The following is an 11,704-nucleotide window of genomic DNA, read 5'->3' on the forward strand; positions in this document are numbered from 1 at the left end:
ATTTTGCCGGAGTATAACATGAAGGCGCCTTTGTTGTTATGCAACGGTTGGAGCAGGCGTCACGTAACGTTATACTGCTTCTCTTTCTTATTAAGACAACTGTCGACGCCTATATGCCTGTTTTCGCACTGATCGCCCTTGTTGCCTACTCTGTCAGCCTCGCGCTGATCATTCCTGGCCTGCTGCAAAAAAACAGCGGCTGGCGGCGCATGGCTATTCTTTCGGCAGTGATCGCTCTGATTAGCCACGCCTTTGCGCTGGAATCACGCATTATCCCCGGCGACGGCAGCGTGCAAAATCTGAGCGTACTGAACGTCGGCTCGCTGGTCAGCCTGATGATCTGTACGGTCATGACCATTGTCGCGTCTAAAAACCGTGGCTGGCTGCTGCTGCCGATAGTCTACGCCTTTGCGCTGATCAATCTGGCGTTAGCCACGTTCATGCCCAATGAGTTTATTACTCACCTGGAAGCCACGCCGGGGATGCTGGTGCATATCGGCCTGTCGCTCTTTGCCTACGCGACGCTGATCATCGCCGCCCTTTACGCCATGCAGCTCGCCTGGATTGACTACCAGCTGAAAAATAAAAAGCTGGCGTTTAACCACGAAATGCCGCCGCTGATGGTGATTGAGCGTAAGATGTTCCACATCACCCAGGTCGGCGTGGTGCTGCTGACGCTCACGCTGTGCACAGGCTTGTTTTACATGAAGAACCTGTTCAGCGTGGAGAATATCGATAAAGCGGTGCTCTCCATCATCGCGTGGTTTGTCTATATTGTCCTGTTATGGGGCCATTATCATGAAGGCTGGCGCGGTCGCCGCGTGGTCTGGTTCAACGTTGCGGGTGCGGGCATTCTCACGCTTGCCTATTTTGGTAGCCGCTTCATACAGCAATTTGCTGGCTAAGTAACAAAAGGAGTTCCCCCTGGAACACATCTCTACCACCACGCTGATCGTCATTCTGGTCATCATGGTGGTCATCTCCGCTTATTTCTCTGGCTCTGAAACCGGCATGATGACGCTGAACCGCTACCGGTTACGTCATCGCGCCAAGCAGGGTAACCGTGCCGCGCGTCGTGTCGAAAAGCTTCTGCGTAAGCCGGACCGTCTGATTAGCCTGGTGCTTATCGGTAACAACCTGGTCAATATTCTCGCCTCTGCACTGGGCACCATCGTCGGGATGCGTCTGTACGGCAACGCAGGCGTGGCGATTGCCACAGGTGTGCTCACGTTTGTGGTACTGGTGTTTGCGGAAGTGTTGCCCAAAACCATCGCGGCGCTTTACCCGGAAAAAGTCGCCTACCCGAGCAGCTTCCTGTTAGCACCGCTGCTTATTCTGATGATGCCGCTGGTCTGGCTGCTGAATATGGTGACACGGGTGCTGATGCGCATGGTCGGTATAAAGGCAGACGTCACCATCAGTAGCGCGCTCAGCAAAGACGAACTGCGTACCATCGTGAACGAATCCCGCTCGCAGATCTCCCGCCGCAATCAGGACATGCTCCTGTCGGTGCTGGATCTGGAAAAGGTCAGCGTTGACGACATCATGGTGCCGCGCAATGAAATCGTCGGGATTGATATCAACGACGACTGGAAGGCCATTGTCCGCCAGCTGACGCACTCCCCGCACGGGCGTATCGTCCTCTATCGCGATTCTCTCGACGATGCCATCAGCATGCTGCGCGTGCGCGAGGCCTATCGTCTGATGACCGAGAAAAACGAGTTCACCAAAGAGATAATGCTGCGCGCCGCCGACGAAATTTACTACGTGCCGGAAGGCACCCCACTCAGCACGCAGCTGGTGAAGTTCCAGCGCAACAAGAAGAAAGTCGGCCTGGTGGTGGATGAATACGGCGATATACAGGGGCTGGTGACGGTCGAAGATATTCTGGAAGAGATTGTCGGGGACTTTACCACCTCGATGTCGCCTTCCCTTGCGGAAGAAGTCACCCCGCAAAACGACGGGTCAGTGCTTATCGACGGCAGCGCTAACATTCGTGAAATCAATAAAGCGTTCAACTGGCATTTGCCGGAAGACGAAGCGCGGACGATGAACGGAATGATCCTGGAAGCGCTGGAAGAGATCCCGGCGGCAGGCACGCGCGTGCGTATTGAGCAGTATGATATTGATATTCTAGACGTTCAGGACAACATGATTAAGCAGGTGAAGGTCCTGCCCGTTAAACCTTTACGCGAAAGTATCGCCGAGTAATGTTGTAGGCCGGGTGAGGCGAAGCCGCCACCCGGCACTACGGGTCGGCAAATTACGCTTTCGCTTTCGCCACGGTCACCATCGCAGCGCGAATAGTACGACCGTTCAGGGTATACCCTTTCTGCATCACGCCCAGCACGTTACCCGCGGCAACGTCTTCGGATTCCACCATCGCAATGGCCTGGTGAACGTTTGGATCCAGAGGTACATCCGTATCGGCAATCACTTCAACACCGAACTTACGCACCACATCCAGCATGGATTTCAGCGTCAGCTCAATGCCTTCAATCATCGCCGCGTTATCCGGGTTAGCTTTATCCGCCACTTCCAGCGCGCGATCCAGGCTGTCGATCACCGGAAGCAGTTCGTTGACGAATTTCTCCAGCGCAAATTTGTGCGCCTTTTCAACGTCCAGCTCGGTACGACGGCGCAGGTTTTCCATTTCCGCTTTGATACGCAGTACGCCATCGCGTTCGCGATTCTGCGCTTCTACCAACTGAGCTTCCAGGTTGGCAATTTTTTCATCGCGCGGGTCCACCTGCTCAGCAGACGTGTCTGGCTCTACTGCCTCAACTTCATCGTGCTGTTCCGTGATAATTTCTTCAGGGGCTTGCCCCTCAGGCGTTTTCTGTTCTTTACTACTCATGAATTTCTCCGCGTTTTTCTGCATTCATCTCGCTAACTTCGCTTATTATGGGGATCAGTTTCCTGGATTCAAGGGAACAAGGCAGATTGTCATCATTCATCAGGCACAAGGACCTCCAGAAAATGAATAATCATTTCAGGTGTATTGGGATCGTCGGCCATCCGCGTCACCCTACCGCATTGACGACACATGAAATGTTGTATCGCTGGCTGTGTGGTAAAGGCTATGAAGTGATGGTCGAGCAGCAGATTGCCCAGGAGTTGCAGCTTAAAAGCGTCAGAACCGGCACGCTGGCGGAAATTGGCCAGCAGGCGGATCTCGCCGTGGTGGTCGGTGGCGACGGCAATATGCTGGGCGCGGCGCGAACGCTGGCTCGCTATGATATTAAGGTTATTGGTGTTAACCGTGGCAATCTCGGTTTCCTTACCGACCTCGACCCGGACAATGCGCAGCAGCAGCTGGCGGACGTGCTGGAAGGCCACTATATCAGTGAAAAACGGTTTTTGCTGGAAGCCCAGGTGTGTCAGCAGGACTGCCAGAAGCGCATCAGCACCGCCATTAACGAGGTGGTTCTCCACCCCGGTAAAGTGGCGCACATGATCGAATTCGAAGTCTATATCGACGAAATCTTCGCTTTCTCGCAGCGGTCTGACGGGCTGATTATTTCAACCCCGACGGGGTCCACCGCCTACTCGCTTTCAGCCGGAGGTCCAATCCTTACGCCATCGCTGGATGCCATTACCCTGGTGCCGATGTTCCCGCATACGCTCTCGGCGCGTCCGCTGGTGATCAACGGCGACAGCACCATCCGCCTGCGTTTTTCTCATCGCCGCAGCGATCTGGAGATCAGCTGCGACAGTCAGATTGCGCTCCCCATTCAGGAAGGTGAAGATGTCCTCATTCGCCGCTGCGATTACCACCTGAACCTCATTCACCCAAAAGATTACAGCTATTTCAACACATTAAGCTCCAAGCTCGGCTGGTCAAAAAAATTGTTCTGATTTTGCATCCAGCACTTTACTGTATATAAAACCAGTTTATACTGTATACAAACACAGTTATGGTTTTTCATACAGGAAAACAATTATGCTGGCACAACTGACCATCAGCAACTTTGCCATTGTTCGTGAGCTTGAGATCGACTTCCATAGCGGAATGACGGCGATTACCGGTGAAACCGGTGCAGGTAAATCCATTGCCATTGATGCCCTCGGCTTGTGCCTCGGTGGTCGTGCAGAGGGGGATATGGTGCGCACAGGCGCCGCCCGTGCCGATCTCTGCGCCCGCTTCTCGTTAAAAGACACACCTGCCGCCCTGCGCTGGCTGGAAGCAAACCAGCTCGAAGACGGACTTGAGTGTTTACTTCGCCGCGTCATCAGCAGCGATGGCCGCTCCCGCGGTTTTATCAATGGTACAGCGGTTCCCCTCTCCCAGCTTCGCGAGCTGGGCCAGCTGCTCATCCAGATCCATGGTCAGCATGCGCACCAGCAGTTAATCAAACCCGAACAACAGAAAGCCCTGCTTGATGGCTACGCAGGTGAGTACGCGCTTACTCAACTCATGGCGGAGCACTATCGTCAGTGGCATCAAAGCTGCCGCGAACTTGCGCAGCATCAGCAGCAAAGCCAGGAGCGTACTGCGCGCGCCGAGCTGCTGGAATATCAGCTGAAAGAGCTGAACGAATTTAACCCGCAGGCGGGTGAATTTGAGCAAATCGACGAAGAGTACAAGCGTCTGGCCAACAGCGGTCAGCTGCTCTCCACCAGCCAGAATGCCCTTAACATGCTGGCGGATGGCGAAGACGTGAATTTGCAGAGCCAGCTGTACAACGTGCGTCAGCTTGTGACCGAGCTGACCGGCATGGACAATAAGCTTTCTGGCGTACTGGAAATGCTGGAAGAGGCCGCGATTCAGATTTCAGAAGCCGGGGATGAGCTGCGCCACTACTGTGAACGTCTGGATCTCGATCCGAACCGCCTGTTCGAGCTTGAGCAACGCATCTCCCGTCAGATTTCACTGGCGCGTAAGCATCACGTTACCCCGGAAGAGCTGCCGAATTACTATCAGTCTCTGCTGGAGGAACAGCAGCAGTTGGACGATCAGGCCGATTCCCTTGAAACCTTGTCTCTGGCGGTTAATCTGCATCATCAGCAGGCGCTGGAAACGGCGAAACGGCTGCACGACGTGCGGCAACACTATGCGCAGGAGCTTAGCCAGCACATTACCGACAGCATGCATACGCTGGCGATGCCGCATGGGGTGTTCACCATAGATGTTCGCTTTGAAGAGAACCACCTGACGGCGGAAGGCGCAGACCGCGTAGAATTCCGCGTCACCACCAACCCGGGCCAGCCTTTGCAGGCAATTTCGAAAGTGGCTTCCGGTGGTGAACTGTCGCGTATCGCCCTGGCCATTCAGGTGATTACCGCCCGTAAAATGGAAACCCCGGCGTTGATTTTCGATGAAGTGGATGTGGGTATCAGCGGCCCGACTGCGGCCGTTGTCGGCAAACTGCTGCGTCAGTTGGGTGAATCGACGCAAGTCATGTGTGTGACTCACCTGCCGCAGGTCGCCGGATGTGGTCATCACCACTTTATCGTCAGCAAGGAAACCGATGGTGAAATGACGGAAACGCACATGAAGCCGCTGGATAAACGCTCACGCTTGCAGGAGCTGGCACGCTTGCTCGGCGGCAGTGAAGTCACTCGCAATACCCTCGCGAATGCGAAAGAACTGCTGGCGGCATAAACTTTTTCGGGATCTCAGGGTCATACAGAACAACAAAAACGCCGCCAGACCGGTTTCAAAGTGGGGCAAGGTCTATTATCATCGGCATATTACATATGAGCCGCGTACTGCTCGGGCCCGAAAAGGAATCAAATCACTATGCGCTGTAAAACGCTGACCGCTGCCGCAGCGGTTCTTCTGATGTTGACCGCAGGCTGTTCCACTCTGGAGAAAGTGGTTTACCGTCCTGACATCAACCAGGGGAACTACCTTACCCCTAACGATGTGTCCAAAATCCGCGTGGGTATGACACAACAGCAGGTCGCTTATGCCCTGGGAACCCCGATGATGTCCGATCCCTTCGGCACAAACACCTGGTTCTATGTATTCCGCCAGCAGCCTGGTCATGAAGATGTAACCCAGCAAACCCTGACGCTGACCTTTAGCAGTGGCGGCGTGCTGACCAACATCGACAACAAGCCTGCCCTGACCAAATAATCAAGCGTCAGCAACGCAAAAAGGTGCTCAATGAGCACCTTTTTTGTGTACATTTATTTGGCTACTTACCGGATTTCTCTGCTCGCTGACGGCGCAACTCTTTCGGGTCGGCAATCAGAGGACGATAGATTTCAACCCTGTCGCCCTCTTTCAGCACATCACCGAGCTTAACCGGACGGCTATAAATGCCGACTTTATTCTTCGCCAGGTCAATATCACGGCGAAGTTCAAGGATGCCGGAGGCCCGGATAGCCGCCTCAACGGTGGCGCCCTCTTCAAGCGTCACGCGCTGCAAATACTGCTTCTCCGGCAGCGCATACACCACCTCAACAGCAATCTTATGCGACACTGTAAACCTCTTTGGCGCGCGTGGTGAACGCCTGAACCATATTCGAGGCCAGCTCTTTAAAGATTCGGCCAAACGCCAGTTCGATCAGCTTATTGGTAAATTCAAAATCCAGATGAAACTCAATGCGGCAGGCGTCAGCGCTCAGTGGCGTAAACTTCCACCCTCCCATCAGTTTTTTAAACGGACCATCCACCAGATGCATCAAAATACTCTGATTGCTCGTCAGGGTATTGCGCGTGGTGAACGTTTTGCTGATCCCCGCTTTGGAGACATCCACGGCCGCAGTCATCTGCGTCGGGCCGGATTCCAGCACTCGGCTACCGGTGCATCCTGGAATAAATTCCGGATAGGACTGAACGTCGTTCACTAACTGATACATTTGTTCCGCGCTGTAGGGAACAAGCGCAGTACGGCTAATCTGAGGCATAGCATTTTCCATGGTCACACAACAGACAAATAATAACATTTATCACCTGTTAAAAAAACGCTAAGCCTTATCTCGTGCTAATATAGCGCGTTAGACCTCACAGGACGCAATGAGGTGACTTTTTAAAATCAGATTACCGACGGCTTTACGACACTTATGACGAAGAAAAAAGCACATAAACCTGGTTCGGCGACCATTGCGCTTAACAAGCGTGCTCGCCACGAGTATTTCATCGAAGAAGAATTCGAGGCCGGCCTTGCGTTGCAGGGCTGGGAAGTAAAATCGCTGCGTGCCGGGAAAGCCAATATCGGCGACAGCTACGTGATCCTGAAAGACGGTGAGGCCTTCCTGTTCGGCGCGAACTTTACGCCGCTGACCGTCGCCTCTTCACATTACGTTTGCGATCCTACCCGCACCCGTAAGCTGCTGCTGAACAAGCGCGAACTGGAATCCCTCTACGGACGCATCAACCGTGAAGGCTTCACAGTGGTGGCACTCTCTTTGTACTGGAAAAACGCCTGGTGCAAAGTGAAAATCGGCGTGGCGAAAGGTAAGAAACAACACGACAAGCGTACTGACCTGAAAGCACGCGAGTGGCAGCTCGACAAAGCACGTATCATGAAAAACGCAGGACGTTGATTCTGCGCGCTTATTGTACTATTCAATAAGTTAGCGTTTCGGGCTGGTGTCGAGGAAGTAAAATCTGGTATACTGAGTTCAACACTATTGGGGCTGATTCTGGATTCGACGGGATTTGCGAAACCCAAGGTGCATGCCGAGGGGCGGTTTGCCTCGTTAAAAGCCGCAAAAAAATAGTCGCAAACGACGAAAACTACGCTTTAGCAGCTTAATAACCTGCTAAGAGCCCTCTCTCCCTAGCTTCCGCTCTTAAGACGGGGATCAAAGAGAGGTCAAACCCAAAAGAGATCGCGTGGAAACCCTGCCTGGGGTTGAAGCGTTAAAACTAATCAGGCTAGTTCGTTAGTGGCGTGTCTGTCCGCAGCTGGCGTGCGAATGTAAAGACAAACTAAGCATGTAGTACCGAGGATGTAGAAATTTCGGACGCGGGTTCAACTCCCGCCAGCTCCACCACTTTTGATAGGACTGCAACCGGACAGTGGAAATAAAAACAGCCACTTACGGACACTGACCAGACAGCAGGCAGACCGAGAAAAGACAAAAATATGCACGTGAAATGCACGTGCACTTTAAAAGAACCCCAGATTTCATGCGCTGGGGTTTTTCTATTTGTAACTAAGGGTAACAAAAATCCTTCACCATTTTGCACCCTACTCGCCTCGAGACTGTTTTTTTTCACAGCAAGCGCTGTATATAATCACAGTCATATTTAAGCAGCGTTTGATGACTAATTTACTAAAGGTGCACAAACTGGTGTGCCAAAGTATTGACCAGACGTTGACATTCTCAGTATCAATAACCGAGATTTTTGCTTCATCGGAAGTTGAAATAACCCCCCTCCACAAACTGACACGACATGCCCTGCCGCCAGCAATTTATCTAAGGCCATATAAACAGCTGTATATAACTCTTATTTAATCATTAATAAACTACGCTAATCGCCCAACCGAATTACCTTACCACCCAACCATTCTTGCTTATACATTAACTGTCTAACAAATTCATAAGTCATGCTTACAGAACCATTATTTTTATCAGGTAAAGAATCCGTTAAATTAACCAACTCTACAATAGCGTGTTTTTTGCATATTGCCGTAGTTATTTTATGTAAGGCATCCAGTCTCCGCCTGCTTGACCTTGCTTTTACGCCGTCAATTTTCTTTTTAGTTTTTAGCCAGTTACTGCTGTATTTTACTTTTCTGCCTAGTATATTATTCAGGTTCCTTAGCTTTTTATTACCTTCCATGTTGGCAAATTGCTCGACCAGACTCTCACACGCTGTGAGTTGCATAAGCCATTCATTATTTAGCAAAATTTTGGTTTTGCTAAATGATGGATGAAGGGGTTCAGGAACAACTTCTTCTGTATTAAAGCTTATATACCATTTATCAAGCTTTCTTGAAATAGTAACATTCTTTAATACTCCTGTTATCTCTCGGCTTTTACGATACTTAACCCACCCTAGTTTGGGCAATGATACTAAATGCTTTTCTTGGTCCAGTCTGACTCTTTGGCATGGCACTCTAAAAGAATCATTACGGCCTTTCTTTTTGAATCGAGGATATTGTGACTTTCCCGAAAAGAAGTTTTTAAAAGCTCTATCCAGATCTCTTAATGATTGTTGCAAGCACTGTGATGGAACCATTTTTAGCCATGCAAGGCACTCTTCGTTTTTCCAATTAACTAGTTCTGATGCTAGTTGATTGTAATTCAAGAATTTCTTACCCGAATCATAATTCTCATTAATAAGAGCAAGTCCTTTATTGTATACAAATCGACAGGAACCTGCGAAAACCAAAAAGTCATTCATATGAGTTTTATTCGGCTCAAGCAAAAATTTAAATGCCTGTTTCTTAATCACAATAGAACCTATACACGCTCAATTTGAGAAAGCCAATTTTAAATGATGATCGGCTTTTTTATCGAGTGAATATGACGGCTATGTTCAGCTATATTCATTCGATAAAAAAGCCCTGCATGTGCAGGGCTTTACGGTTTAGTAGTGCTGAATTAGCCTTGCAGCAGAGACAGAACCTGCTGAGGAACCTGGTTAGCTTTAGCCAACACGGAGTTACCGGCCTGCTGGATGATCTGCGCTTTAGACATATTTGACACTTCGGTCGCATAGTCGGCGTCCTGAATACGGGACTGCGCTTCAGACAGGTTGGTGGTGGTGTTGTTCAGGTTGGTTACTGCAGAATTCAGACGGTTCTGTACAGCACCCAGGGAAGAACGGAATTTGTCGATAGAGCTGATTGCATCGTCCAGCGCTTTCAGTGGGTCAGCAGTGGTTGCTGCTTTAGTTGCTGCATCTGTGGTGAATTTCCCATCTTCCTGTACATATACAGCCTTACCGGAATTGTTAGTAATGGAGCCGTCTTTCTGCAGGAAAATCTCAGTTTCATTCTTGGCAGCTAACGTACCGTCAGTCTGAGTGTAAGCTTGATTACCACCAATTGTAACTTTGCCAGTATTAGCTGCTACTGTCGTTGTGCCAGTTGTGAAACCAGTCGTTTTGGTAGCAGACTGCATAGCTTCAGCGCTGATTCGGGCACCAGTAACTACAATTGCACCACTCTGACCAGCAACAGTTGCACCCGCTAATTTGATTTCAGTCTTATCTTCGGTCGTAATGGTGACTGGAACTGCCGCCGCAGGAGTAGTTGTGTTTTGAGTAAGAGCATCAAGAGTTGCAGACTTAATATCAGCACCAGCACTGTTCTGAGTCAGGTTGCCATCAATACCAATGAAAAGCTTGGAACCATCTTTCGCAGTGATTTTACCATCGCTTGACAGAACAACATCTACAGATGTTGCACCAATCTTAACGTTCAGATTAGCGGTATCACCTGCTTTAGGAGTCAGGATAGATTGTAACTTGGCGCTATTACTTGGAGTTGTTGCGTCACCAGCTGCAATAGTAGCATTGAATGTAAAATCATTAGTATCTTTATGATACGTATAGTTATTACCAGTAACAGCGTCGAAACCACTGGTAATATTAGCATTAACTACGGCAGTATCACCTAAGCCAGCAAACACGTCAGCTACGGTAGATTCGTTCAATCCCGCGCTTACTGTATACTTAGTTACGCCATTAGCATCTGCAGCAGGAGCAGCGATAGTACCGCCAGCAGCTGTTGTAGTGAGCTGAGCAGCTGTCAAATCAGCTTTAGTTGCTGCCTTATTAGCTACTGAACCTTCACCATTAACGTTAAAGCCAGTCAGGTTCAGAGTAGACGAGTCAATTTTTTTCAGGTCGATAGTGATGGTCTGGCCATCGTTCGCGCCAACCTGAATTTTCATGGAGCCGTCTTTTGCCAGCACGTTCACGCCGTTGAACTGGGTCTGACCGGATACGCGGTCAATTTCGTCCAGACGGGATTTGATTTCGTCCTGGATGGAGTCCAGGTCAGACTTGGAGTTGGTGCCAGTAGAAGACTGAACAGTCAGCTCACGGATACGCTGTAAGTTGTTGTTGATTTCAGACAGTGCGCCTTCAGTAGTCTGTGCAACGGAGATACCGTCGTTGGCGTTACGGGCAGCCTGAGTCAGACCTTTGATGTTAGAGGTGAAACGGTTAGCAATCGCCTGGCCAGCAGCGTCATCTTTTGCGCTGTTGATACGCAGACCGGAAGACAGACGCTCAATGGCAGTAGACATTGAAGACTGGTTTTTGTTGATGTTGTTCTGGGTGATCAGCGAGAGGCTGTTGGTATTGATGACTTGTGCCATGATAGTAATTCCTATTTGACTGAACTTAAATTAAGTTTACGGCTTCCACCATTTGGCTCCTGCGCCGCTATGTTCACTATCGGCAACGTACTCTGGACCTTTAGAAGAAAAAGTGAAAAACCATCCCCATCTGCTTTCAGGCATCAAACGAAAGATAGTTGTTTACTTTTAATACAATGTGATAAGTTCGTTTTAACGCCCCCTAAACCACCATGATAAAGCTAAACAATTCAATATGTTGAGCATAGTAAATAAACTATCTCGTTTGACAAACTGGCTCCCCCTTCTGAACCTCTATGACCTGCTCCCCGTTGATTAATACACCCCGATGTTAGTAATGTCTTCATAAGCCACATGAGGACATCCCCATGAAGAAGCGTTTTTCCGACGAACAGATCATCAGTATTCTCCGCGAGGCTGAAGCCGGGGTATCTGCCCGTGAGCTCTGCCGTAAGCACGCCATTTCAGATGC

At 50.1% G+C, this 11,704-nt stretch carries 12 protein-coding genes and 1 other RNA gene; 8 read left to right on the top strand and 5 right to left on the bottom strand.

Annotation, left to right across the window (positions count from 1 at the left end; all coding sequences use genetic code 11):
• Nucleotides 1-113: 113 nt before the first annotated feature.
• Both ACOTXD_RS21250 and ACOTXD_RS21255 read left to right on the top strand, forming a co-directional pair.
• Nucleotides 114-905: a cytochrome C assembly family protein gene (locus tag ACOTXD_RS21250; protein ID WP_003863130.1), complete on the top strand. Its 792-nt coding sequence runs from the start codon at nt 114-116 to the stop codon at nt 903-905.
• 19 nt (nt 906-924) lie between these two features.
• Nucleotides 925-2,211: an HlyC/CorC family transporter gene (locus ACOTXD_RS21255; RefSeq protein WP_421766486.1), complete on the top strand. Its 1,287-nt coding sequence runs from the start codon at nt 925-927 to the stop codon at nt 2,209-2,211.
• Between the two features lie 52 nt (nt 2,212-2,263).
• Here ACOTXD_RS21255 and grpE read toward each other — a convergent pair whose 3' ends face one another.
• The gene (gene grpE / locus ACOTXD_RS21260; RefSeq protein WP_003863126.1) at nt 2,264-2,857 is read right to left on the bottom strand and encodes a nucleotide exchange factor GrpE; all 594 of its coding nucleotides are present in this window, start codon (nt 2,855-2,857) and stop codon (nt 2,264-2,266) included.
• Nucleotides 2,858-2,979: 122 nt separating this feature from the next.
• On the opposite strand from grpE, the gene nadK reads away from it, so the two are divergent.
• The 3 genes from nadK (at nt 2,980) to bamE (ending at nt 6,082) form a co-directional block, all read left to right on the top strand.
• Entirely contained in the window at nt 2,980-3,858 is an 879-nt protein-coding gene (nadK, locus tag ACOTXD_RS21265) for an NAD(+) kinase (RefSeq protein ID WP_003863124.1), read from the top strand.
• A gap of 85 nt (nt 3,859-3,943) precedes the next feature.
• The gene (recN, locus tag ACOTXD_RS21270; RefSeq protein WP_059294442.1) at nt 3,944-5,605 is read left to right on the top strand and encodes a DNA repair protein RecN; all 1,662 of its coding nucleotides are present in this window, start codon (nt 3,944-3,946) and stop codon (nt 5,603-5,605) included.
• 138 nt (nt 5,606-5,743) lie between these two features.
• Entirely contained in the window at nt 5,744-6,082 is a 339-nt protein-coding gene (bamE, locus tag ACOTXD_RS21275; protein WP_032609930.1) for an outer membrane protein assembly factor BamE, read from the top strand.
• A 61-nt stretch (nt 6,083-6,143) separates the two neighbouring features.
• Here the strand turns inward: bamE and ACOTXD_RS21280 are convergent, their stop codons facing one another.
• Together ACOTXD_RS21280 and ACOTXD_RS21285 are read right to left on the bottom strand one after the other, a co-directional pair.
• Entirely contained in the window at nt 6,144-6,431 is a 288-nt protein-coding gene (locus ACOTXD_RS21280; RefSeq protein ID WP_003863119.1) for an RnfH family protein, read from the bottom strand.
• A complete protein-coding gene (locus ACOTXD_RS21285; protein ID WP_003863117.1) occupies nt 6,421-6,858 on the bottom strand; it encodes a type II toxin-antitoxin system RatA family toxin in 438 nt (145 codons plus the stop codon). The genes ACOTXD_RS21280 and ACOTXD_RS21285 overlap by 11 nt, the downstream gene beginning before the upstream one ends.
• A gap of 156 nt (nt 6,859-7,014) precedes the next feature.
• Here ACOTXD_RS21285 and smpB point away from each other — a divergent pair, with 156 nt between their 5' ends.
• Both smpB and ssrA read left to right on the top strand, forming a co-directional pair.
• The gene (smpB, locus tag ACOTXD_RS21290; protein ID WP_003863115.1) at nt 7,015-7,497 is read left to right on the top strand and encodes an SsrA-binding protein SmpB; all 483 of its coding nucleotides are present in this window, start codon (nt 7,015-7,017) and stop codon (nt 7,495-7,497) included.
• Between the two features lie 89 nt (nt 7,498-7,586).
• Nucleotides 7,587-7,950: a transfer-messenger RNA gene (gene ssrA, locus ACOTXD_RS21295) on the top strand.
• Between the two features lie 481 nt (nt 7,951-8,431).
• Here the strand turns inward: ssrA and ACOTXD_RS21300 are convergent.
• Nucleotides 8,432-9,358, bottom strand: coding sequence for an RNA-guided endonuclease InsQ/TnpB family protein (locus ACOTXD_RS21300; protein WP_061856213.1), 927 nt, complete (start codon nt 9,356-9,358; stop codon nt 8,432-8,434).
• A 149-nt stretch (nt 9,359-9,507) separates the two neighbouring features.
• Nucleotides 9,508-11,232 carry a FliC/FljB family flagellin gene (locus ACOTXD_RS21305; protein WP_061856214.1) on the bottom strand — a complete coding sequence of 575 codons (1,725 nt, stop codon included), beginning with the start codon at nt 11,230-11,232 and terminating at the stop codon, nt 9,508-9,510.
• Nucleotides 11,233-11,600: 368 nt separating this feature from the next.
• Here ACOTXD_RS21305 and ACOTXD_RS21310 point away from each other — a divergent pair.
• A partial coding sequence (locus ACOTXD_RS21310) for a transposase (RefSeq protein WP_248107491.1) occupies nt 11,601-11,704 on the top strand: 104 nt, incomplete at its 3' end.

Source organism: Enterobacter cloacae complex sp. CDL013 (assembly GCF_049238805.1).
Classification (GTDB): domain Bacteria; phylum Pseudomonadota; class Gammaproteobacteria; order Enterobacterales; family Enterobacteriaceae; genus Enterobacter; species Enterobacter hormaechei_C.